General features: G+C 73.2%; 25 protein-coding genes. 10 read left to right on the top strand and 15 right to left on the bottom strand.

Features of this window, described 5'->3' with window-relative positions; genetic code table 11:
• Positions 1 to 2: 2 nt before the first annotated feature.
• The 9 genes from DT076_RS11620 to DT076_RS11660 form a co-directional block, all read right to left on the bottom strand.
• On the bottom strand, positions 3 to 767 hold the full coding sequence (locus DT076_RS11620; protein WP_114126827.1) for a DUF4191 domain-containing protein: 765 nt from the start codon (positions 765 to 767) through the stop codon (positions 3 to 5).
• 46 nt (positions 768 to 813) lie between these two features.
• The gene (gene lipA / locus DT076_RS11625) at positions 814 to 1,740 is read right to left on the bottom strand and encodes a lipoyl synthase (protein WP_114126828.1); all 927 of its coding nucleotides are present in this window, start codon (positions 1,738 to 1,740) and stop codon (positions 814 to 816) included.
• 52 nt (positions 1,741 to 1,792) lie between these two features.
• The gene (gene lipB / locus DT076_RS11630) at positions 1,793 to 2,521 is read right to left on the bottom strand and encodes a lipoyl(octanoyl) transferase LipB (protein ID WP_233493884.1); all 729 of its coding nucleotides are present in this window, start codon (positions 2,519 to 2,521) and stop codon (positions 1,793 to 1,795) included.
• Positions 2,522 to 2,599: 78 nt separating this feature from the next.
• Positions 2,600 to 4,522 carry a 2-oxoglutarate dehydrogenase, E2 component, dihydrolipoamide succinyltransferase gene (gene sucB / locus DT076_RS11635; protein ID WP_114126829.1) on the bottom strand — a complete coding sequence of 641 codons (1,923 nt, stop codon included), beginning with the start codon at positions 4,520 to 4,522 and terminating at the stop codon, positions 2,600 to 2,602.
• A gap of 133 nt (positions 4,523 to 4,655) precedes the next feature.
• Positions 4,656 to 6,062 (bottom strand): dihydrolipoyl dehydrogenase, encoded by a 1,407-nt coding sequence (gene lpdA, locus DT076_RS11640; protein ID WP_114126830.1) that lies wholly within the window; start codon positions 6,060 to 6,062, stop codon positions 4,656 to 4,658.
• Positions 6,063 to 6,080: 18 nt separating this feature from the next.
• Positions 6,081 to 7,277: a cation:proton antiporter gene (locus DT076_RS11645; protein ID WP_114126831.1), complete on the bottom strand. Its 1,197-nt coding sequence runs from the start codon at positions 7,275 to 7,277 to the stop codon at positions 6,081 to 6,083.
• Positions 7,277 to 8,047, bottom strand: coding sequence for an enoyl-CoA hydratase (locus tag DT076_RS11650; protein WP_114126832.1), 771 nt, complete (start codon positions 8,045 to 8,047; stop codon positions 7,277 to 7,279). Before DT076_RS11650 ends, DT076_RS11645 begins: the two co-directional genes overlap by 1 nt.
• Before the next feature lie 101 nt (positions 8,048 to 8,148).
• Positions 8,149 to 8,811 carry a CE1759 family FMN reductase gene (locus DT076_RS11655; protein WP_114126833.1) on the bottom strand — a complete coding sequence of 221 codons (663 nt, stop codon included), beginning with the start codon at positions 8,809 to 8,811 and terminating at the stop codon, positions 8,149 to 8,151.
• Positions 8,808 to 9,938, bottom strand: coding sequence for an LLM class flavin-dependent oxidoreductase (locus DT076_RS11660; RefSeq protein ID WP_114126834.1), 1,131 nt, complete (start codon positions 9,936 to 9,938; stop codon positions 8,808 to 8,810). Before DT076_RS11660 ends, DT076_RS11655 begins: the two co-directional genes overlap by 4 nt.
• 133 nt (positions 9,939 to 10,071) lie before the next feature.
• Here DT076_RS11660 and DT076_RS11665 point away from each other — a divergent pair, with 133 nt between their 5' ends.
• Positions 10,072 to 10,407, top strand: a complete 336-nt coding sequence (locus DT076_RS11665; protein ID WP_233493886.1) for a hypothetical protein — start codon at positions 10,072 to 10,074, stop codon at positions 10,405 to 10,407.
• 32 nt (positions 10,408 to 10,439) lie between these two features.
• On the opposite strand, the gene DT076_RS11670 is transcribed toward DT076_RS11665, so the two are convergent.
• Entirely contained in the window at positions 10,440 to 11,945 is a 1,506-nt protein-coding gene (locus DT076_RS11670) for a leucyl aminopeptidase (RefSeq protein ID WP_114126835.1), read from the bottom strand.
• Between the two features lie 160 nt (positions 11,946 to 12,105).
• On the opposite strand from DT076_RS11670, the gene gcvT reads away from it, so the two are divergent.
• Together gcvT and DT076_RS11680 are read left to right on the top strand one after the other, a co-directional pair.
• Positions 12,106 to 13,215 carry a glycine cleavage system aminomethyltransferase GcvT gene (gcvT, locus tag DT076_RS11675; protein ID WP_233493887.1) on the top strand — a complete coding sequence of 370 codons (1,110 nt, stop codon included), beginning with the start codon at positions 12,106 to 12,108 and terminating at the stop codon, positions 13,213 to 13,215.
• Between the two features lie 43 nt (positions 13,216 to 13,258).
• Positions 13,259 to 13,666 carry a hypothetical protein gene (locus tag DT076_RS11680; protein WP_114126836.1) on the top strand — a complete coding sequence of 136 codons (408 nt, stop codon included), beginning with the start codon at positions 13,259 to 13,261 and terminating at the stop codon, positions 13,664 to 13,666.
• A gap of 7 nt (positions 13,667 to 13,673) precedes the next feature.
• Here DT076_RS11680 and DT076_RS11685 read toward each other — a convergent pair whose 3' ends face one another.
• Positions 13,674 to 13,889 carry a hypothetical protein gene (locus DT076_RS11685; protein WP_114126837.1) on the bottom strand — a complete coding sequence of 72 codons (216 nt, stop codon included), beginning with the start codon at positions 13,887 to 13,889 and terminating at the stop codon, positions 13,674 to 13,676.
• Between the two features lie 12 nt (positions 13,890 to 13,901).
• Positions 13,902 to 14,567, bottom strand: coding sequence for a DUF3043 domain-containing protein (locus tag DT076_RS11690; RefSeq protein ID WP_114126838.1), 666 nt, complete (start codon positions 14,565 to 14,567; stop codon positions 13,902 to 13,904).
• Between the two features lie 187 nt (positions 14,568 to 14,754).
• Between DT076_RS11690 and DT076_RS11695 the strand changes: the two genes are divergently transcribed.
• Both DT076_RS11695 and pspAA read left to right on the top strand, forming a co-directional pair.
• Positions 14,755 to 15,567, top strand: a complete 813-nt coding sequence (locus tag DT076_RS11695; RefSeq protein WP_114126839.1) for a PspA/IM30 family protein — start codon at positions 14,755 to 14,757, stop codon at positions 15,565 to 15,567.
• Positions 15,564 to 15,854, top strand: a complete 291-nt coding sequence (gene pspAA, locus DT076_RS11700; RefSeq protein ID WP_114126840.1) for a PspA-associated protein PspAA — start codon at positions 15,564 to 15,566, stop codon at positions 15,852 to 15,854. Before DT076_RS11695 ends, pspAA begins: the two co-directional genes overlap by 4 nt.
• A gap of 23 nt (positions 15,855 to 15,877) precedes the next feature.
• On the opposite strand, the gene DT076_RS11705 is transcribed toward pspAA, so the two are convergent.
• Entirely contained in the window at positions 15,878 to 16,408 is a 531-nt protein-coding gene (locus DT076_RS11705; RefSeq protein ID WP_114126841.1) for a YbaK/EbsC family protein, read from the bottom strand.
• A gap of 27 nt (positions 16,409 to 16,435) precedes the next feature.
• Here DT076_RS11705 and DT076_RS11710 point away from each other — a divergent pair, with 27 nt between their 5' ends.
• The 5 genes from DT076_RS11710 to DT076_RS11730 all read left to right on the top strand — a co-directional run bounded on the left by DT076_RS11710 (position 16,436) and on the right by DT076_RS11730 (position 21,426).
• Positions 16,436 to 17,458 carry a glycerate kinase gene (locus DT076_RS11710; protein ID WP_114126842.1) on the top strand — a complete coding sequence of 341 codons (1,023 nt, stop codon included), beginning with the start codon at positions 16,436 to 16,438 and terminating at the stop codon, positions 17,456 to 17,458.
• A 118-nt stretch (positions 17,459 to 17,576) separates the two neighbouring features.
• Positions 17,577 to 17,945, top strand: coding sequence for a HesB/IscA family protein (locus tag DT076_RS11715; RefSeq protein WP_114126843.1), 369 nt, complete (start codon positions 17,577 to 17,579; stop codon positions 17,943 to 17,945).
• A gap of 138 nt (positions 17,946 to 18,083) precedes the next feature.
• A complete protein-coding gene (gene ctaC / locus DT076_RS11720; RefSeq protein ID WP_325048367.1) occupies positions 18,084 to 19,004 on the top strand; it encodes an aa3-type cytochrome oxidase subunit II in 921 nt (306 codons plus the stop codon).
• Complete coding sequence (gene ctaD / locus DT076_RS11725; protein ID WP_325048368.1) at positions 19,001 to 20,827, top strand: aa3-type cytochrome oxidase subunit I; 1,827 nt, start codon at positions 19,001 to 19,003, stop codon at positions 20,825 to 20,827. The genes ctaC and ctaD overlap by 4 nt, the downstream gene beginning before the upstream one ends.
• On the top strand, positions 20,824 to 21,426 hold the full coding sequence (locus DT076_RS11730; RefSeq protein ID WP_233493892.1) for a cytochrome c oxidase subunit 4: 603 nt from the start codon (positions 20,824 to 20,826) through the stop codon (positions 21,424 to 21,426). Before ctaD ends, DT076_RS11730 begins: the two co-directional genes overlap by 4 nt.
• 42 nt (positions 21,427 to 21,468) lie before the next feature.
• Here the strand turns inward: DT076_RS11730 and DT076_RS11735 are convergent, their stop codons facing one another.
• Both DT076_RS11735 and DT076_RS11740 read right to left on the bottom strand, forming a co-directional pair.
• Complete coding sequence (locus DT076_RS11735; protein WP_114126888.1) at positions 21,469 to 21,738, bottom strand: DUF2277 domain-containing protein; 270 nt, start codon at positions 21,736 to 21,738, stop codon at positions 21,469 to 21,471.
• A gap of 32 nt (positions 21,739 to 21,770) precedes the next feature.
• Entirely contained in the window at positions 21,771 to 22,289 is a 519-nt protein-coding gene (locus DT076_RS11740) for a DinB family protein (protein WP_114126844.1), read from the bottom strand.
• Positions 22,290 to 22,296 lie beyond the last annotated feature (7 nt).

Below are 22,296 nucleotides of genomic sequence, written 5' to 3' on the forward strand. Positions count from 1 at the left end.
TCTCAGCGTCCGCGCATGCCCTGGCGGGCGCCCTTCATGGAGGTCGGCACCGGGCCCTTGGGCATCGGCAGCCGCGGCCGGACGGCGTCCAGGGCGCGGAGCCGGTTGCGCACCTCGGTGACCTGGTGGGCCTCGATCGCCTTGGGCAGCTTGCGGATGTGCCGGTTGAGCTCGCGGAGCGGCACCTGGCCCGGCCCGTTGCCCATGACGATCGTGGTGACCGGGATGTTGTAGGCGACGTTCTCGTGCTTCTTCTGCTCGCTCGCCAGCAGCTGGCGCAGCCGGCCCGGCTCGCCCTCGCCGATCAGCACGATGCCGGCCGGGCCGAGCGTGCGGTGCACGGTGTCGGCGTGCTTGGTGGCGGTGATCACCGGCGTCGAGACCCACTTCTTCGGCAGCTGGGACAGCGCCACCTCCGCCGAACCGGGCTGGCCCTCGTAGCGGAGGTAGGTGCCGCGCTTGACCCGCTGCACCAGGACGATCATGGCCAGCATCAGCCCGACCATCAGGCCGAGGATCGGCAGCGTGAACCACTGCTCGATCAGGATCCCGCCGACGGTGCCCAGGGTCGCCGGGACGCCGAAGGCGGCGGCCAGCAGGAACGGCAGCTGCTTGTCGTGCTCGTGGGTGATCCGGTAGGCCTCGCGGATCTGGCGGATCCGGCCCATCTCGGCCGGGTTGGTGGTCGTCCGCTTCCGCTCGCGCTCAGCCTGCCGCGCCGCCTTCGCCTGCTGCCGCGCCGATGCCGCGCCGGCGTCCTTCGCCATCCTCAGCTCACCTCGTCCATCGCACTCGTCCCCGACCCTGCGTGTGTCAGGCCTGACGGGCCTCGACCGCCGAACGGTACAGCCTGCCGGCCCGGTAGGACGAGCGCACCAGCGGTCCGCTCATCACCCCGGCGTAGCCGATCTCCTTGGCCTCGGCCTCCATCTCACCGAACTCCTCGGGGCGCACCCACCGCTCCACCGGGTGGTGGCGGGGGCTGGGCCGCAGGTACTGGGTGATGGTGATGATCTCGGTGCCGGCGTCGTGCAGCTGGCGCAGGGCGTCCGAGACCTCCTCGCGGGTCTCGCCCATGCCGAGGATGAGGTTGCTCTTGGTCACCAGCCCGGCCTCCCGCGACCAGCGCAGGACGTCCAGCGAGCGCTCGAAGCGGAAGCCGGGGCGGATCCGCTTGAAGATCCGCGGCACCGTCTCCACGTTGTGGGCGAACACCTCGGGACGGGTCTGGAAGATCTGCTCGAGGTAGGGCCGGTGGCCGGTGAAGTCGGGGGCCAGCATCTCCACCCCGGTGCCGGGGTTGAGCTCCTTGATCTTGCGGATCGTCTCGGCGTACAGCCAGGCGCCCTCGTCGGGCAGGTCGTCGCGGCAGACGCCGGTGACGGTGGCGTAGCGCAGGCCCATCTTCTGCACCGACTCGGCCACCCGCAGCGGCTCACCGGCGTCGAAGTCGGCCGGCTTGCCGGTGTCGATCTGGCAGAAGTCGCAGCGCCGGGTGCACTGGTCGCCGCCGATGAGGAAGGTGGCCTCGCGGTCCTCCCAGCACTCGAAGATGTTGGGGCAGCCGGCCTCCTGGCAGACCGTGTGCAGGTCCTCGTCCTTGACCAGCTTCCGCAGCTCGCTGTACTCCGGCCCCATCCGCGCCGTGGTCTTGATCCATCCCGGCTTCTTCTCGATCGGGACCGCGGAGTTGCGGACCTCGAGGCGGAGCAGCTTGCGTCCTTCTGGGGCGATGGTCACCCGGTCAGACTACCCGCCGCGCCGGTGCGGCCAAGCCGGCCCGGACGGGCCCTCAGCGGGCGGTGGCGCTGAGCCCGTAGCTGATCTCCGGCTGCTCGGCGCGGGGCAGGTCGGGGCTGGGGGTGTAGGGCTCGAAGGCCAGCATCTCGGCCAGGTGCGGACGCACCAGCTCGGCGGCCTCGCGCACGCTCGGGCAGGCCTCCACGCCCAGCTCGGCGGCCACCGAGGTGACTCCGGCGTCGGTGATCCCGCAGGGGATGAAGGTGTCGAAGAAGGCCAGGTCGGGGGCCACGTTGAGGGAGAAGCCGTGCATGGTCGCACCGGAGGCGACCCGGATCCCGATGGCGGCGATCTTGCGCTCCTGCCGGGTGCCGTCGGCGGGCAACCAGACCCCGGAGCGGCCCTTCACCCGGCCGGTGGCCAGCCCGATGCCGGCGAGCGCCCGGATCAGCGCCTCCTCGACCCGGCGCACGTAGTCGACCACCTTGACCGCCTCGGGCAGCGCGACGATCGGGTAGCCGACCAGCTGGCCCGGGCCGTGCCAGGTGATCTTGCCGCCGCGGTCGACGTCGACCACCGGCACCCCGTCGGCGGGACGCTCGTGCGGTTCGGTGCGGCGTCCAGCGGTGTAGACCGAGGGGTGCTCCAGCAGCAGCACCGTGCCCGCGGACCGCCCCTCCACCACATCGGCGTGCACCCGGCGCTGCAGCTCCCAGGCCTCGGTGTACTCGGTCAGGGTCGTGGGGTCGTCGGCGAGGCCGACCAGGCGGAAGTCGATCACGCCCCGACCCTACTCCGCCGCCCGGGACGCACGACGGCCCCGGGGCGGGTGCCCCGGGGCCGGTCGGTGCGAGCAGGCTCAGCTGAGCTCGGAGGCGAAGTCGCCGCCCTCGAGCCGCTTCTTCAGCGCGCTGAGGAAGCGACCGGCGTCGGCGCCGTCGACCACGCGGTGGTCGTAGGTCATCGACAGGTACATCATGTCCCGGATCGCGATGGTCTCGCCGAGGTCCGGGTCGCTCAGCACCACCGGGCGCTTGACCAGCACGCCGGTGCCCAGGATCGCCACCTGCGGCTGGTTGATGATCGGGGTGTCCATCAGGGTCCCGGTCGAGCCGTAGTTGGTGATGGTGAAGGTGCCGCCGCTGAGGTCGTCCGGGCTGAGCTTGTTGGTGCGGGTGCGCTCGGCCAGGTCGACGATCTTCTTGGCGATACCGGCCAGGTTGAGGTCGCCGGCGTCCTTGATCACCGGGACCAGCAGACCCTTCTCGGTGTCCACCGCGATGCCGATGTGCTCGGCGCCGGGGTAGGTGATCGTGCCCGCCTCGGTGTCGACGGTGGCGTTGACGCCCGGGAACGCCTTGAGCGTCTCGGCCACCGCCTTGGTGATGAAGGGCAGGTAGGACAGCCGGGCGCCCTCGCGCTTGGCGAACTCGTCCTTGTGCTTGGCGCGCAGCCGCGAGATCGCGGTGAGGTCGACCTCGACGGTGGCGGTCAGCTGGGCAGAGATCTTCAGCGAGTCGACCATCCGGGTGGCGATGGTCTTGCGCAGCCGGCTCATCTTCTCCGTCGTGCCGCGCTTGTCGCTGACCTCCGGGGCGGCGGCCGCCGGGGCGGACGGCTGCGCGGCCGGGGCCTCGGCAGCGGGGGCCGCGGCGGGCTTCTTGGCCTCCTCGGCGGCGGCCAGCACGTCCTGCTTGCGGATCCGGCCACCGACGCCGGTGCCGGTCACCGAGGACAGGTCGACACCGTGCTGGGCGGCCAGCTTGCGCACCAGCGGGGTCACGTAGGTCTCGGCCTCCCCACCGCCGGTGGCGCGCGGGGCGGCCTGCGGACGGTCGCCGCCGGACTGCTGGGCCGGACGGGCCTTCTCCTCCGGCGCCGGGCTCTCCTGCTGCTGCGGTGCGGCGGAGGCGCCTCCGGAGGCGACCTCCTCGACCTTCGGCGCCTCGTCGGGGGCCGGGACGGGCTCCTGCCCGCCCTCGTCGCCGGCGGCGGTCTGGTCCTCGACCTCCTCGACCGGGGTGCCGGTGCCCTCGGCGGAGGACGGCTCCTCGGCGGCCGGCTGCTCGGGCGCCGGGGCGGCGTCCCCGCCGGCGGCCGAGGAGGCGTCGCCGATGACGGCGAGCACGGCGCCGACCTCGACGGTCTCGTCCTCGGCGACCTTGATCTCCAGCAGGGTGCCGGCGACGGGGGAGGGGATCTCGGTGTCGACCTTGTCGGTGGAGACCTCCAGCAGGGCCTCGTCGGCCTCGACGGTGTCACCCACCTGCTTCAGCCAGCGCGAGACGGTGCCCTCGGTGACGCTCTCGCCCAGGGCGGGAAGCTCGACGTTGGTCCCGGCGCCGCCGGCCGAGGAGCCGCTGGGCCGGGGCTGCTCCTGCTCGGCCAGGTCGGACGCCTGCTCGGCCTGGGCCGGCTGCTGGCTCTGGGTGTCGGTGCCCTGCCCGCCGCTGGCGTCCTCCCGGGCGCCGGTCTGGTCGGCGACGGGCTGCTCGGCCTCCGCCTGACCGCCCTGGTCACCGGCGTCGGACCCCGCCGCCTCGTCGGCGTCGCCGATGATCGCCAGCACGGCGCCGACCTCGACGGTCTCGTCCTCGGCGACCTTGATCTCCAGCAGGGTGCCGGCGACGGGGGAGGGGATCTCGGTGTCGACCTTGTCGGTGGAGACCTCCAGCAGGGCCTCGTCGGCCTCGACGGTGTCACCCACCTCCTTCAGCCAGCGCGAGACGGTGCCTTCGGTGACGCTCTCGCCCAGGGCGGGAAGCGGGACTGACGTCGACATGATCTGGATGGATCCCTTCGAAGCTCGACCTAGGGGACGTGCCGCTCCGCCGGTCGGCGACGTCGGCACGTTCATCGGGCAGCCTAGCGTCTGCCCGCGGGGGCGGTGCGACGTGTCGGCGCCCGTCCGCGGCTCATCCGTGGACGTGCAGCGGCTTGCCGGCCAGGGCCAGGTGGGCCTCGCCGAGCGCCTCGGACTGGGTGGGGTGGGCGTGCACCAGCGGGGCGACGTCCTCGGGCCAGGCCTCCCAGCCGACGACCAGCTGCGCCTCCGAGACCAGCTCGCTGACGCCGGCGCCGACCATGTGCACCCCGACCACCGGTCCGTCGGGCACCCGCACCAGCTGCACGAAGCCGGACGTGCCGCGGATCTGGGAGCGGCCGTTGCCGGTGAGGTCGTAGCGCACGGTCTGCACCTCGCCGTGGCGCTGCTCGGCCTGGGCGCGGGTGAGCCCGACCGAGGCCACCTCCGGGTCGCAGTAGGTGACGCGGGGGACGCGCTCGTCCAGCACCGGCTCCGGGGCGCGCTCCAGCAGCCCGCGGCCGAAGGCGATCTCCTCGGCCACGAAGACGCCGTGGGCGAAGCCGCGGTGGGCCAGCTGCAGGCCGTGCACCACGTCCCCGACGGCCCACACCCCCGGCACTGGGGTGGCCAGCCGCTCGTCGGTGACGACGAACCCGCGCTCCAACGGCAGCCCGACCTCCTCCACGCCGAGTCCGGCGGTCACCGGTCCGCGGCCGACCGCGACCAGCAGGAGGTCGGCGCTGAGGGTGCGGTCGCCGGCCAGGCTGACCTCGACCCCGTCCGGGCCGACCCGGTGAGAGGTCACCGGGCTGCCGGTCAGCACCTCGATGCCGCGGCGGACGAAGGCCCGCTGCAGGGCCTGGCTCACCGCCGGCTCCTCCCCGGGCAGCAGCCGCTCCAGGGCCTCGACCACGGTGACCTCGACCCCGAAGGAGCGCCAGGCCGAGGCGAGCTCGCAGCCGATCACCCCGCCACCGAGGACGACCGCCCGCTCCGGCAGGCGGTCCAGCCGCAGCGCGTGGTCACTGGTCAGCACCCGCTGACCGTCCGGCTCCATCCCCGGCAGCGTCCGCGGCGCGGAGCCGGTGGCGACCACCACGTGCTCGGCCCGCAGCAGCCGGTCCCCGGCCCGGACGCCCACCCGGTCGCCGTCGCGTTCGAGCACCCCGCGGGACGCCACCACCTCGATGCCGCGGGAGCGCACCAGCCCGGTCAGCCCCCGGAACAGCCGCTGCACCACGCCGTCGGCGTAGGAGCGCACACCGGGGACGTCGACCCCCTCCAGCCGGGCGGTGATCCCCACCGCGGCGCTGTCGCGCACGGCGTCGGCCACCTCCGCGGAGTGCAGCCACGCCTTGGTCGGGATGCAGCCGCGGTGCAGGCAGGTGCCACCCAGCTCGGCGGCCTCCACGAGCTGCACCCGCAGGCCGAGCTCGGCGGCCCGCAGCGCGCAGGCGTAGCCCCCGCTGCCCCCACCGAGCACGACCAGGTCGACGACACCCTCCGGATCCGACATGGGCGGCATCCTCTCAGGTCAGGAGCGGGTGCTCCGGACCGGTTCGGTGCGGGGGTCGTCCCACCAGCGGGCCACCGCCACGTCGGTGCTGGAGTGGGCCAGCGCCGAGACCAGCACGACCACCGCGGTGAAGGCCAGCACCTCCTCCGCACCCGGCATCCCGCTGCCGCTGACGATGACCGCGTAGGCGACGCTGGCGAACCCCTTCGGCCCGAACCAGCCCACCGCCACCCGTCCGCGGGCGGTCAGCTCCGAGCCGAGCATCGCCAGCGCGGTCGGTACCGGCCGGGTGACCACCAGCACCAGCACCGCGAACAGCAGGCTGATCCAGCCGGCCTCGCCCAGGACCGTCCAGTCGATCAGCGTGGCGAAGCAGACCAGCGCGGCGCCCTTGGTCAGCTCGCTGACCAGCTCGCCGGTCGGCTTGAACTCCTCCGAGGCGTCCGGGCGGAGGGTGGCCACCACGGCCCCGGCCACGAAGGCGGCCACGAACTGGTTGGCGTGCACGAGGTCGCAGACGCCGAAGAGCACGACGGCCATCGCCAGCGGGCCGAGCGGACGCAGCCGGCGGTCGGCGGTGAGGGCGCGCAGCCGCAGCAGCTGGTGCACCAGCAGCGGCATCAGCACCCCCAGACCGGCGCCGGCGGCCAGCTCGGCCAGCAGCACCCACCAGGTGGTGGAGAAGCCTTCGGGGTGGCCGCCGAAGGTCCCGACCAGCAGCAGCACCGCGGGCAGGGCCAGCCCGTCGTTCAACCCGCTCTCGATGTTGAGCGCCGAGCGGACCCGTTCCGGGACGTGCTCCTGCCCGACCAGGGCGGAGGCGAAGACCGGGTCGGTGGGGGCGAGCACCGCACCGAGCACCAGGGCCGGTCCCCAGTCGAGCCCGGCCAGGTAGCGGGCGAGCAGGGCGACCAGCACGAAGGTCAGCGGCATCCCGACCAGCAGCGCCCGGGCGGGCAGACGCCACGCGCGGCGGGCCACCCGCCAGGGCGCGTGCTGGCCGTCGGTGAACAGCACCGCGAACAGCGCGATCTCGGCCGCGCGCTCGACCGCCCCGCCCTCGAACCGCAGCCACCCCAGCCCGAGCGGGCCGACGACCAGCCCGGCCACCAGGAACACCGCGGTGGTGGACAGCGCACTGCGGGTCGCCAGTCCGGACAGCAGCACCGCCGCCAGCAGCGCGACCCCGAGGACGAGGACGAACGCGTCGGTCATCAGCGGTGGCGGAAGGCCGGCGGACGCTTCTCGGTGAAGGCGCGCATGCCCTCGACCCGGTCCTCCAGGGCGAAGGTGGCGTGGAAGGCGGTCCGCTCGAACCGGACGCCCTCGCTCAACGGGGTCTCGAAGGCGCGGTTGACCGCGGCCTTGGCCAGGTGGGTCACCGGGCGCGACATCGAGGCGATGGTGGCGGCCACCTCGGCGGCGACCTCGGCCAGCTGGTCGGCCGGCACCACCCGGGAGACGAGCCCGGAGCGCTCGGCCTCCGCGGCGTCCATCATCCGCCCGGTGAGCACGAGGTCCATCGCCTTGGCCTTCCCGATGGCGCGGGTCAGCCGCTGCGAGCCCCCGATGCCGGGGATGGTGGCCAGGGTGATCTCGGGCTGGCCGAAGCGGGCGTCCTCGGCCGCGACCAGCACGTCGCAGAGCATCGCCAGCTCGCACCCGCCGCCGAGGGCGTAGCCGGCGACCGCGGCGACCAGCGGGGTGCGGATCAGGTCGAGGGCCTGCCAGGCGGCGGCGAGGTCCTGCTCCAGGACGTCGGCCAGGCCGAGCCCGACCATCTCCTTGATGTCGGCCCCGGCGGCGAAGGCGCGCTCGGACCCGGTGATGACCACCGCGCCGATCCCCGGGTCGGCGTCGGCGGTGGTGACCGCCTCGACGACCTCGCGCATCATCGTCGAGCTCAGCGCGTTGAGCGCCTCCGGACGGTTGAGGGTGATGGTGAGCACCCGGTCGGTGCGGGCGGTCAGGATGGTCTCGGGCATCGGACGACCTCTCTGCGGACGGCTCGGGGGACGGGCCCCCGACCGCGATCATCCCAGCCCGGCACCCCCGCCGGCCGGTCGGGCCGACGGGGTGCGCAGGATCAGCGGCGGGCCTGTGCCAGCAGCTGCTCGAACGGGGTGAGCCCAGCCTGCTCCGCGGCGGGACGGGGCTCGTCGACCGCCCGCCCGTCGGCGGCCCGGACGAAGGCGGCGAGCTCCGCACCGGCCCGGGCGACCCGTTCGGACAGATCGTCCTCCGCCTCGTCCGCGCCCCGGGCGGAGGCGAAGTCGCTCGTGGCGGCGACGACACCGGTGGGGGTGGGGACGGCGCGCAGGTAGGCGAAGAGCGGACGCATCGCCTGGTCGAGGGCCAGCGAGTGCCGGGCCGACCCGGCGGTGGCGCCCAGCAGCACGGGCTTGCCCGCCAGCAGACCCGGCTCGAGCAGGTCGAGGAAGGTCTTGAACAGCCCGGAGTAGGACGCGGTGAAGATCGGCGACACCGCGACCACCCCGTCCGCGGCGGCCAGCGAGGTCTGCACCTGCTCCAGCCGCTCCGACGGGACGCCGGTGAGCAGCTGGTCGGTGAGGTCGTGGGCCAGCTCGCGCAGCTCGACGGTCTCGACGGTGACGGTGTCGCCCGACTCGGTCAGCGCGGCGCTCGCCGCGGCCGCCAGGCGGTCGGCCAGCAGCCGCGTGGAGGACGGGGTGGACAGCCCCGCCGAGACCACGACGAGGGAACGGTGGCGCTCGGGACGGGTGGTCATCGGACCTCCTGCAGGTGACGCTCGTGCGGACGGACGTGGGCGTTGGGGGAGTCCTCGCCGGCCTCGCGGAGGCTGGCGTGGGTGGGCGGGTCGGAGGGCACCCCGGCCGGGCGGCGGGCCTCGAACTCGCGGCGCAGCACCGGGACCACCCGCTCGCCGAGCAGCTCGACCTGGTGCAGCACCTCGGCCAGCGGCAGTCCGGCGTGGTCGATGAGGAACAGCTGGCGCTGGTAGTCGCCGGCGTAGTCGGCGAAGGTCAGCGTCTTCTCCACCACCTGGTCGGGGGTGCCGACCGTCAGCGGGGTCTGCCGGCTGAACTCCTCCAGCGACGGGCCGCCGCCGTAGACCGGGGCGGAGTCGAAGTAGGGCCGGAAGCGGCGGACGGCGTCCTGGCTGCGCTCGGCCATGAAGACCTGCCCACCCAGACCGACGACCGCGGTCGCCGCCGGGCCGTGGCCGTAGGCCTCGTAGCGCTCGCGGTACAGCTGCACCATCTGACGGGTGTGGCTGGCCGGCCAGAAGATGTTGTTGTGGAAGAAGCCGTCGCCGTAGAAGGCGGCCTGCTCGGCGATCTCGGTGCTGCGGATCGACCCGTGCCAGACGAACGGCGGGACGCCGTCCAGCGGGCGCGGGGTGGAGGTGAAGCCCTGCAGCGGGGTGCGGAACCGCCCCTGCCAGTCGACCACGTCCTCGCGCCACAGCCGACGCAGCAGGTCGTAGTTCTCCAGCGCGAGGTTGATGCCCTGGCGGATGTCCTGGCCGAACCACGGGTAGACCGGTCCGGTGTTGCCCCGGCCCATCATCAGGTCCACGCGGCCGCCGGCCAGGTGCTGCAGCATCGCGTAGTCCTCGGCGATCTTCACCGGGTCGTTGGTGGTGATCAGCGTGGTCGAGGTGGACAGCAGCAGCCGCTCGGTGCGGGCGGCGATCCAGCCGAGCATCGTGGTGGGGGAGGACGGCACGAACGGCGGGTTGTGGTGCTCGCCGGTGGCGAAGACGTCCAGACCCACCTCCTCGGCCTTGAGCGCGATCGCGGTCATCGCCTGGATCCGCTCGGCCTCCGACGGCGTCCGGCCGGTGGTGGGGTCGGGGGTGACGTCCCCGACGCTGAAGATCCCGAACTGCATGACCTGCTCCCCTCGGAAGTTGACGATTCAATCATCTTCGTCAACACGTGCGGCCGGCGGCTATTCCCCGCCGACGCCGGTGGCCGCGCGCTGCTCCCTGGCGCAGCTGCGGGGCGGGGACATAATGGCGCTCATGGGCATCCTCTCCAGGCTCCGCGGCCGGGCACGGCAGCGCGGGTCCGTCCCCGGACGTCCGGGGGCGCCGGTCAGCGACCTGACCACCCGCCACCTGACCGAGTTCGCCAGCAGTCGGCGCGGGGTGGAGGCCTGGATCGAGCCGCCCACCGCGGTGACCGGGGCCAGCCTGCTGCTGGTCGCCGCGGACGGGGAGTGGACCCGGCGCAGCATCCCCTCGGCGTCCTGGGGCCACAAGTTCGCCGAGCACCTGCAGATGCCCGGCTACGACGCCGGTGTGGTCAGCTACCCGCAGCGGATGCGCGACTGGAACAGCCGCCAGAAGCGGGGCTGACCGGCACCGGCACCGCGCTCAGGTCGCCGCGCTCAGGCGAGCGAGCGCGCCAGCTGCACCAGGGTGCGCACCGCCGCCCCGGTCCCGCCCTCGGGGACGTGGCCCCACGGCTTGCCGCTGTTGAACGCCGGTCCGGCGATGTCGAGGTGGGCCCACGGGGTGCCCTCGGCGACGAAGCGCTCCAGGAACGCGGCCGCGCTCATCGCCCCGCCCAGACGTCCGCCGCTGGACTTGACGTCGGCCACCGAGGAGTCCAGGCCCTCGCGGAACTGGTCGGTCAGCGGCAGCTCCCAGAACTCCTCACCGGTGACCTCGGCGGCGTCCAGCACCCGGGCGACGGCCTCGTCGTCGTTGCTCATCACCCCGGCGATCCGGTCGCCGAGGGCGACCATGCACGCGCCGGTCAGGGTGGCCACGTCGAGCACCAGGTCGGGCTCGTCCTCCTGGCTGCGGGCCAGCGCGTCGGCCATCACCAGACGTCCCTCGGCGTCGGTGTTGGCGTTCTCGACCGTCGTGCCGCCGTAGATGGTCAGCACGTCCGACGGCCGGTAGGCCGAGGAGGAGGGCAGGTTCTCCGCCATCGCGGCGTAGCAGGTGATGGACACCTTGAGTCCGAGGTCGGCGACCGCCCGGGTGGCGGCGAGCACCGCCGCCGCCCCGGCCATGTCGCACTTCATCGTGTACATGCTGTCGCCGGGCTTGAGGTTGAGACCGCCGGAGTCGAAGGTGATGCCCTTGCCGACCAGCACCAGGTGGGTGGTGGCGCCGCGGGGGCGGTAGCTGAGCCGGACCAGCCGCGGGCCGCGCGCCGAGCCGCCGCCGACGGCCAGCAGGCCGCCGTAGCCGCCCTTGGTCAGCGCGGCCTCGTCCAGCACCTCGACCGCGAGCCTGGTGCCGCGGGCCAGCGCCCGGGCCTCCTCGGCGAAGGTCTCGGGGTAGAGCAGGTTGGGCGGCAGGTTGACCCAGTGCCGGGCCCGCAGCACCGCCTGGCAGACGACGCCGACCACCTCGGCCAGCTCACCGGCCCGACGGCCGAGGTCGGCCACCACGGTCACCGAGCGGACCGCGGCCGGGTCGGGGTCCTCGGAGCTGATCGGCTGGTGGCGGTAGCTGCCCAGCAGCGCGCCCTCGGCCGCCGCCTGCGCGGTCTCGGCCTCGGCGGTGCCGAGGTCGACCGTCACCGCCGCGCCGCCCTCGAGGCCCAGCCCCGCGACGGTGCGCAGCGCCGACCCGGCGGCCCGCCGCAGCACCTCCGGGGTGACCCGCTCGACCGGTCCCAGCCCGACCACCGCCAGCCGCGCGGCCGACTGGGCCGCCGGGACCAGGGTCACCTGCCCGACGCCGGTACGGGCCCCCAGCTCGGTGGCGAGGTCGAGGAGCGGACGGCCGAACCGCTTGGCCGTGGCGGCGACCAGATTCTTGTCCGCACCGACCAGCTGCGGGCCGTCGGGGGCCTCCACCAGCCCGACCACGAGGATGTCGCTGCTCCGCGGCGGGGTGGGGCTGAGCTGCAGCTGCGGGATGGCGGGTGCGGTCACGTCGGTCTCTCCTTCAGCGTGGGTGGCGCCCGACGGGCGTGGAGGTGGTCAGCGTAGTGCGCCGTCGCGGCGAGGACGACCGGCTCGCGACCCCGCCGGCGGGCCGGACCGCCCTGCTACGGTCGGCTGGCCCGATGGTCGCGCAGGAGGAGGGGTGCTCGTGGCCGAGCCGGAGCTGAGGACGTCACCGCTGCACGCCGAGCACGAGCGGCTCGGGGCACGCTTCGCACCCTTCGGCGGCTGGTCGATGCCGCTGGAGTACACCGGCGCGGGCGTGCTGGCCGAGCACACGGCCGTGCGCACCCAGGTCGGGGTCTTCGACGTCTCCCACCTGGGCAAGGTCCGGGTGCGGGGGAGCGGTGCGGTGGCGCTGCTCGACCGCTGCCTCACCAACGACCTCGGCCGGATCGGCGCGGGGCAGGCCCAGTACACCCTGCTGTGCACCGAGGACGGCGGGGTGGTGGACGACCTCATCGTCTACCGCCACGGCGACGACGACCTGCTCCTGGTGCCGAACGCGGCCAACACCGCCGCCGTGGTGCAGGTGCTGCGCGGGTCGGCCGCCGGGGGAGCGGTCGAGGTGGTCGACCAGCACACCGACCTCGCCGTGCTGGCCGTCCAGGGCACCCGCTCGGACGAGGTGCTGAGCACCGCCGGGCTGCCGGTCGGGCACGACTACATGTCCTTCGTCCCCGCCGAGCTGGAGGGGGTCGGGCTGACGGTCTGCCGCACCGGCTACACCGGCGAGCGCGGGTACGAGCTGGTGGTGCCCGCCCGGGACGCGGTGGCGGTCTGGCAGCGGCTGCGGGAGGCGGGCGAGCCGTACGGGCTGCAGCCGGCCGGGCTGGCGGCCCGCGACACCCTGCGCACCGAGATGGGCTACCCGCTGCACGGCCACGAGCTCGGCCCCGAGATCACCCCGGTGCAGGCGGGTCTGGGCTGGGCGGTCGGCTGGGACAAGCCGGAGTTCCTCGGCCACCGGGCGCTGCGGGAGGAGAAGGAGCGGGGGCCGGCCCGCCGGCTGCGCGGTCTGCTGGCCCGTGGTCGCGGCATCCCGCGGCCCGGGATGCGGGTGCTGGCCGACGGCCGCGACGTCGGCGAGGTGACCTCCGGCACCTTCAGCCCCACCCTGAAGAGCGGGATCGCGCTCGCCCTGCTCGACCCGGCCGTCACCCCCGACACCGAGGTCGAGGTGCAGGTGCGCCGGCGCAGCGAGCCGTTCGTCGTGGTCAAGCCGCCGTTCGTGCGTCCCAGCACCCGCGAGCACTGAGACCGCTGCGGCGCGGCCGGCGGCCGGGGCGCACACTGGGAGCGTGCGCTGGTGGCCACGGCGGCGGGGTCCGGACCGGCGGGAGGAGGCGTCCGCCCTCCCGCCGCTGGAGCTCGGCTGGGACCTCGACGCGGACGCCCGCGAGCTGGAGCAGCGGCGCGCCAGCCTGCTGATGAGCCGGCTGCAGGTGCTGCAGGCCCGGCGGGTGCCGCTGCGGGTGCTCAGCGCCTCCCCGGTGAGCGGGGTGGCGCGGCTCGGGTTCGCCGACGGCACCGCGCTGCTGGTACGGGTCAACCGGCGCGGGGACACGCTGGCCACGGCGGTGCTGGTGCGGCGGCGCTCGGTCCGGCTGTGCCGCTACTGGCGCGACGTCGACGGCCCGCGCGCGCTGCTGGGCTGGGACGACCACCGGCTCGAGGTGCTCGTCACCGGTGTCGACCAGCCGGACTGAGCCTCGCTCAGCCCGCGGTGAGGCCCATCGGGCCGTAGACCAGCCGGTCGTCCTCGAACAGGCTGACCTCGAGCACGCCGGCCTCGAGCAGCTCGGGCCACACCTCGGCCAACCACGCCTCGGCGTCGGCCCGGGTCGGGAAGACGGTGCGGCCACCGGCCTCGACGAAACCGGGTGCCGCCTCCGGCAGCGCCTGCCAGCGCCAGCCTCGCGCCGTCACCATCGCCTCCCGGCGTCAGTAGGACTCGCCGCGCTTGACCTGCGGCTTGGGCAGTCGCATCCGGCGCAGCTGGATCATCCGGTTCATCCCGTAGAGGCGCAGGCCCTTCTCGAGGGCGATGCCGCGCTCGGCCGCGATCCGCTTGTAGGCCCGCCACATCCGCACGAAGTCGAGCACCACGAGCAGGATGAAGACGTACATGCCGATGGTGGAGTAGACCACGATCTGCGGGAGCGCGGTCTGCAGGAACGTGGCGAGCACGATGAGCAGCAGCACCGGCAGCAGCACCTCACCGAGGTTGAACCGCGCGTCGACGTGGTCGCGCAACAGCACCTTCGCCGGGGTGGCGTCCCGGGCGGCCATCTGCTCCATCCGGGTGCGGCGGTTGGCCTCGGCCGCGCGGCGGCGGGCCTCCTTCTTGCTGATCGTGGGGTTGAGCCGCTCCCGCCGGGCCGCCTCGGCCTCGCGCCGGGTCGGGGTGGGCCGGTTCTTGCGGCCACCGGCCGGGGTCTCGACGTCGGCGGTCGCGGGTGTGCCGGGCGACGTCGTCGGCTGGGCGGCGGCGGCCGGCTCGCGCCGCGGGGTCGTCGCCGAGCGGGGGCGCTGCTGCTCCGGGGTCTGCTCGGTCCCCTCGGGGTCGCGCCTGCCCTCACCGGGCTTGTAGGGGCGGAAGAGTGCCACGCCTCACCTCAGTCGTCACCGTCGGCCCCGAACGGTCCGGGGCAGGGCGTCATCCTCTCAGGGTTGAGCCCCCATTTCCCAATCCCGGCCCTGATTTCGCCGGGCTCGGGTGCCCGCGCGGAGCCCGTGCGCCTACATTGGACGTCACCGGCAACGACCATGCGTCCAGGAAGGACCAGCTGAAGCGATGAGCGGCATTTTCCAGCGCCTGTCCACCATCTTCCGTGCCAAGGCCGACAAGGCCCTGGACCGGGTGGAGGACCCGCGCGAGACCCTGGACTACTCCTACCAGCGTCAGCTCGAGCTGCTGCAGAAGGTGCGTCGTGGGGTGGCCGACGTGGCCACCAGCCGCAAGCGCGTCGAGCTGCAGGCCACCCAGCTGAACACCCAGGTCGAGAAGCTCAACACCCAGGCCCAGCGGGCGCTGGAGGCCGGCCGGGAGGACCTGGCGCGCGAGGCGCTGACCCGCAAGTCCGGGCTGACCCAGCAGATCAGCGACCTGCAGGTCCAGCACGAGCAGCTGCAGGGCGAGGAGGAGAAGCTGGTCCGGGCCAGCCAGCGTCTGCAGGCCAAGGTGGACGCCTTCCGCACCCGGAAGGAGACGATCAAGGCCACCTACTCCGCCGCCGAGGCCCAGACCCGGATCAACGAGGCCTTCACCGGGATCGGTGAGGAGATGGGCGACGTCGGTCTGGCCATCCAGCGCGCGGAGGACAAGACCGCCCAGATGCAGGCCCGCGCCGGGGCGATGGAGGAGCTGCTGGCCAGCGGTGCCCTGGACGACGCCACCGCCGCCGGTCCCGGCGACGACATCAGCCGTGAGCTGGACGCGCTGGCCTCCACCTCCCAGGTCGAGGACGAGCTCAACCGGATGAAGGCCTCGCTCGGCACCGGCCGTGCCGCCTCCGCACCGGCCATCGAGAACACCGCCCAGCCCACGCAGGCCGCACCGCAGGCGCAGACCTACCAGGCACCGAACGGGCAGGAGGGGCTGCGATGATCGTGCGGATCCTCAACGAGGGCCAGTGGACGCTCGACGACGAGGCCTTCGCCGCGCTCAACGCCCACGACGACCAGATCGAGGAAGCCGTCGACAGCGGTGACGAGGCGCGGCTGACCCGGGCGCTGACCGCGCTGCTGGACGAGGTCCGCAGCCGCGGCACGGCCGTCCCCGACGACTCGCTGGCCGACTCCGACCTCATCCTCCCCGACGCCGAGGCGACGCTGGAGGAGGTCCGGGAGTGGCTGGCCGACAACAGCGCCGGAGAGGGTCTCGTCCCGGGCTGACGCACCGGGCCGGACGCACGTGGTCAGAGGGCGAGCTGCAGCACCGTCGCGGTGGGCAGCTCGCCCATCACGTGTCCGGGCACGAACAGCTTCGACCGGCGCACACCCGAGCCGATGCACACCTCCGGCTCGGCCGCGACCCCCTCGTCGACCAGCACCGGCCAGCCGGCGGGCAGGCCGACCGGGGTGATCCCGCCGTACTCCATGCCCGAGGCGGCCGTCGCCTCCTCGTGCGCGGTGAAGCTGATCTTGCGGACGTCCAGGTGGCGGCGCACCACGTTGTTGATGTCGGCGCGCCGGCTGGCCTGCACCAGCACCGCCGCCGGTCGCAGCTCACCGGCCCTCTTCCCGGTGACGAGCACGCAGTTGGCCGAGGCCTCCAGCGGCAGGTCGAAGGCCCGGCACAGCGCCTCGGTGTCGGCCAGCGCGGGGTCGATCTCGGCCACCTCGAACAGCGCCGCGGTGGCGGCCGGCAGCTCGGTCAGGGCACGGCGGACGGGCTCGGCCAGCAGGTCGGGGCGTCCGGTGGCGGGTTCACGGTGCAGGGTGCTCACCGGGGCGTTTCTACCCGAGGTGGGAGCATGTCGCCCATGCGGGTGCTGATCGCCACCGACCAGGCCGGCGGCCACACCGCCGCCGAGGTGTCGGCCGCGGTGGCCCGCGGATGGGCGTCGGGCGCGCCGGGCACCGCGCTGGCCGTGGTCGGTCTGGCCGAGGGCGGTGAGGGCTGGCTGCGCGCGGCGGCCCGGTTGTGGTCGGCCGAGGTGGAGGTGGCCGTCGACGGCGGCGACCTGCTGCTGACCACCCGGCAGCGGCGGCGGGTGGCGGTGAGTCCGGTGCCGGGCGGCCCGGCCGAGCCCTTCTGGCGGCGTCCGAGCAGTCGCGGTGCCGGACGGGCGCTCGCCGCGGCCCTCAGCGACCACCCGGCCGAGGTCGTCCTCGACCTGACCGCGACCACGGCCCACGACGCCGGTGAGGGTCTGCTCGCCGCGCTCGGCGGGCCGGCGGCCGCCCGGGCGGCCCTGGACGGGGTGCGGCTGGTCGGCGTGGTCGCCGGGACTGAGCTGGCGCAGCCGCTGCTCGGTCTGCGCGGGATCACCGCCCGGCGCGGGCAGGCCGGGGCCGGTGCCGACGACCCCGCGCGGATGCTGGCCACCGACGCCGCCCTCGAACGCTTCGCCCGCGCCGTCGACCCGGTCGCGGCCGAGGCCCCCGGGGCGGGGGCCGCCGGTGGCTGCGGGTTCGCCGTGCTCGCCCTCGGCGGGGAGCTGGTGGAGGGCCCGGCGTGGCTGGCCCGCGAGGCCGACCTGGCGACGACGCTGGCCCGCGCCGACCTGGTGGTCACCGCCACCACGGGCTTCGACTTCGCCTCCCGCGGCGGGGCGGTGGTGCAGCAGGTCGCGCGCTGGGCGGGTGAGGTGCTGCGGCCCTGCGTGGTGCTGGCCGGCTCGGTGCAGGTCGGTGCCCGGGAGATGCGGCTGATGGGGGTGGAGTCCGCCCACGGGCTCGGGCCGGTGCCGGTGGCCGGCGAGCCGGCGGCGCTCGACCTCGACGCCCTGGAGCAGCTGGCGGCGAGGGTGGCCAGGTCCTGGGTGCGGCCCTGACCGACCCCGAGGTCCGGCACGTGAACGGAGCGGCGGACGAGGCGTAGACTCGCCGGGAACACCATCGGATGGACGTGTGTTGGTTCGATGACCGACCCCGACCGCTACGGAGCGTGAGATGACCTCTACCGACGCAGAGACCCCGACCACCACCGCGACCCCGCAGGGCGTCCTCCTCACCGAGGGTGCGGCCACGAAGGTCAAGGCGCTCCTGGCCGGCGCCGAGCGCGACGACCTGGCGCTGCGGATCGCCGTCCAGCCGGGCGGCTGCTCCGGGCTGCGCTATCAGCTGTTCTTCGACGAGCGCCAGCTCGACGGTGACGTGGTGGCCGACTTCTCCGGTGTGAACGTCGTCACGGACCGGATGAGCGCGCCCTACCTGATGGGCGCCACGATCGACTTCGTCGACACCATCGAGAAGCAGGGGTTCACCATCGACAACCCCAACGCGACCGGCTCCTGCGCCTGCGGCGACAGCTTCAACTGAGCCTGGGCCAGACCCCGCAGACGCCCCCGGACCGCACGGTCCGGGGGCGTCTGTGCCGTGTGGGGCGAGGGGGTCGAGTTGCGTTAGGGTTGCCGGGCACGGCCGGGTCGGTCGTCGTGAGTGTGGGAAGGGTGTGACGTGGGTTCGAGGAGCACGGCTCGACCTCGCCGCTGGATCAAGCCGGCGCTGACCGCCGCCGCGGCGGCGCTGCTGCTGACGGGGTGCAGCGCGGAGACGACGGCCCAGTGGGGCCGCCTGGGCATGCCGGAGTCGGCGAGCGACCGCGCCCCGTTCATCGGCGACCTGTGGACCGGCAGCTGGATCGCCGCGCTGGCGGTCGGGGTGTTCGTGTGGGGCCTGATCGGCTGGGCCGGGTTCCGCTACCGGCGCAGGAAGCGGGACGGCGAGGTCGCCCCGCGGCAGACCCGCTACAACCTGCCGATGGAGATCCTCTACACGCTGACGCCGCTGCTCATCGTCGGCGTGCTGTTCGTCTTCACCGTGCAGACGCAGAACAAGGTGCTGGCCGGGGCCGAGGGCAGCACCGCGGGCGTGTCGGGCCCGCAGGGCGGGTCGCCCGACCGGGTCATCGACGTGGTGGGCCAGAAGTGGTCCTGGACGTTCAACTACCGCGAGAGCCAGACGGCCTCCGGCGGGACCGACGTCTGGGAGACGGGCACCATCAACGCCTCGCCGGACCTCTACCTCCCGGTCAACCAGACGGTCCGGTTCAACCTGACCTCCCCCGACGTCATCCACTCCTTCTGGGTGCCGGCGTTCTACTTCAAGATGGACGCCATCCCCGGGCGGCCCAACCCCAACACCTTCGACATGACGCCGACCCGTGAGGGCGTGTTCATCGGCAAGTGCGCCGAGCTCTGCGGCACCTACCACTCGGCGATGATCTTCCGCGTGCACGTGGTGAGCGAGGAGGAGTACGAGGCCAAGCTGGCCCAGCTGGAGGAGGCCGGCAACGTGGGGACCAACTACGGCAGCCGCGCCTACGTCGAACCCGATCTCGCGCCGCAGGGCGGCGAGGCGGAAGGAGAGGGCGAATGAGCGTCGCCGACCGCGTCCCGGGTGCCACCCAGCGCGTCGCGGGGGAGACCACGGTCGCTCCCGAGCGGTCCAGCCGTCGGCTGGGCGCCCTGGTCTGGCGCGTGATGACCACCACCGATCACAAGCTGATCGGCAACATGTACTTCGTCGCGTCGCTGATCTTCTTCGCGATCGGCGGGCTGCTGGCCCTCGGCGTCCGCGCCGAGCTGGCCTTCCCGGGGCTGCAGTACCTCAACTACGAGGAGTACAACCAGTTCTTCACCATGCACGGCACGGTGATGCTGCTGTTCTTCGCCACCCCGATGTTCTCGGCCTTCGCCAACGCGATCATGCCGCTGCAGATCGGTGCGCCCGACGTGGCGTTCCCGCGGCTCAACGCGTTCTCGTTCTGGCTGTTCGTGCTCGGCGGCCTGGTCGCGCTGTCGGGCTTCCTCACCCCCGACGGCGGCGCCGGCTTCGGCTGGACGGCCTACGTCCCGCTGAGCGACGGGGCGAACTCGCCCGGCACCGGGGCCGACCTGTGGATCGTCGGGCTCTACCTGTCCGGTCTGTCCACGATCCTCGGCTCGGTGAACTTCACCACCACGATCATCACCATGCGGGTGCCCGGCATGACGATGTTCCGGATGCCCATCTTCACCTGGAACATCCTCATCACCTCTCTGCTGGCCCTGATCGCCTTCCCGGTGCTCGGGTCGGGGTTGCTGGTGCTGCTGAGCGACCGGGTGCTGGGCACCCTGGTGTTCGACCCCTCCAGCGGTGGGCCGCTGCTGTGGCAGCACCTGTTCTGGTTCTTCGGCCACCCCGAGGTCTACATCGTCGCGCTGCCGTTCTTCGGCATCATCACCGAGATCCTGCCGGTGTTCAGCCGCAAGCCGGTGTTCGGCTACGTCGGCCTGGTGGCCGCGACCCTGGCCATCGGCGTGCTGTCGATGGCGGTGTGGGCCCACCACATGTTCGTCACCGGCGCGGTGAACCTGCCGTTCTTCTCCTTCATGACGTTCCTCATCGCGGTGCCCACCGGGGTGAAGTTCTTCAACTGGATCGGCACGTTGTGGCGGGGATCGATCACGTTCGAGACCCCGATGATCTGGGCCTTCGGCTTCCTCACCACGTTCCTCTTCGGTGGTCTGACCGGCATCATCCTGGCCAGCCCGCCGCTGGACTTCCCGGTCTCCGACACCTACTTCGTGGTGGCGCACTTCCACTACGTGCTCTTCGGCACCATCGTGTTCGCCACCTTCGGCGGGTTCTACTTCTGGTGGCCGAAGTTCACCGGCCGGATGCTCAACGAGCGGTTGGGCAAGATCCACTTCTGGATGACGCTGATCGGCTTCCACGTCACCTTCCTGGTCCAGCACTGGCTGGGTGTGGAGGGCATGCCACGCCGCTACGCGGACTACCTGCCGGAGGAGGGCTTCACCTTCCTGCACCAGGTGTCCACGGTGGGGGCCTTCATCCTGGCGCTGTCGACGCTGCCGTTCATCTGGAACGTCTGGATCACCCGCAAGGCGCCGAAGGTCGTGGTGGACGACCCGTGGGGCTGGGGACGCTCGCTGGAGTGGGCCACCTCCTGCCCGCCGCCGCGGCACAACTTCGAGAAGCTGCCGCAGATCCGCTCCGACAGCCCCGCCTTCGACCTGCACCACCCGGAGCTGGCGCTCACCGAGTACGCCGCGGTAGGAGCGAGCCCGGATGAGCTGGTCGACGCCGGTGACGACACCGGCCGCGTATCGGAGCTGAACCACCGGGTGGAGGGCACCTCTCCCGACAGCGACCTGCCGGGTACGGAGTCCTACGCCAAGGAGGATGACGAGCGATGAAGACGCTGTTCAAGCCGCTGGTCGGCGAGTCCGCCTGGTTCGGGGTGCTCGGCGTCGGCTATGTCGTCTGGGCGGTGATCGGCGCGGTCGTGCTCGGGATGCGCTGGGTCGACTACGTGCCGCTCGGGGTCTCGGGGGTGCTCTCGCTGACCCTGGCCATCGGCATGCTGGTGATGGGGCTGAAGCAGCGCCAGCCCTTCGCCATGCTGGCTGAGCTGCGCATCTTCGTCGTGCTGGTGCTGTTCTTCCTGGTCGTGACGCCGGTGTACTGGATGATGTCGCACGAGGTGACCGGCTCGGTCGCGCTGGTGCTGACGTTCATGCTGTCGGCGATGCTGACCCTGTACCTCCTCATCAACGCAGTGCGCTACGACGCCCGCCCGGAGGACCGCCGACAGGCCGACATCGTCGAGGGTGCCGGCGAGCTCGGCTTCTTCCCGCCGCGCAGTGCCTGGCCCGTCACCTGCGCGGTGATGCTGGCGGTGACCCTGCTCGGCCCGGTGTTCGGCTGGTGGCTGACCATCCTCGGGACGGGTCTGGGCCTGTGGGCGATCGCGGGCTGGGTGTACCAGTACTACCGCGGCGACTACGCCCACTGACTCCCGCCGCCCGGCCGGTCCGTCCGGGCCGGGACGACCGGGTCAGGACGCGTAGCGCGTCGCTGCCCGCGCCCGGGCCTTGGCCGCCTCCTCCTCGCGGTTCTTCGGCGGGGCGGTGGTGGTGAGGTCGTCCAGCAGGTGCTGGGTGATGTGGGCGATCTCGTGCACCGCGCGCTCGAAGGCGGCGGCGTTGGCCTGCGACGGTTTGGTCGTCCCGGCGACCTTGCGCACGTACTGCAGGGCTGCGGCGTGCACCTCCTCGGAGGTGGCCGGCGGCTCGAAGTTGTGCAGGGTGCGGATGTTTCGGCACATGGCGCCCACTCTAGGGCGGCTGCCCGCCGGCGTCAGCGGGTCACGTCGTGCCGGTGGTGCTCCAGGTCGTGCAGGGCGTACACCCCCAGCGTCCAGACGGTGAACACCGAGCCGTTGGAGCGGCGTCCGGGCCGGTCCCAGGCGTCCACCGGCACCTGCTTCCATGCCGTGGCCAGCTCCGCGGCCGCCTGCTCCAGCCCGACGGCCACCACGGCCGGGTCCTGCTCGGCGTAGCGCTCCTCGACCGCGGTGGCGTCCTGGTCCCAGTTCGCGAACAGCGGGTCGTCCTCCTGCAGCATCAGCCGCAACCGGGCACCCATGATGCGGCAGACGTCGCGGACGTGCGCCGCGTACTCCAGGACCGACCAGGTGCTGTCGTCCGGGCGCTGGGCCGCGGCAGGCGCGTCCAGCGCCACGGCGACCGCCCGTGCCGCCTCGCGGGTGCGGGGGGCCAGCGTGACCCGGGTGACCTGCGCGGGGTCGAAGCCGCACTCGGCGCAGGGCCGCTGCAGCACCCAGGTCCAGTCCTTGGTGTCGGGGGTGAGGGGCATGCGGCGA

The organism is Desertihabitans brevis (assembly GCF_003327535.1).
GTDB classification, from domain to species: domain Bacteria; phylum Actinomycetota; class Actinomycetes; order Propionibacteriales; family Propionibacteriaceae; genus Desertihabitans; species Desertihabitans brevis.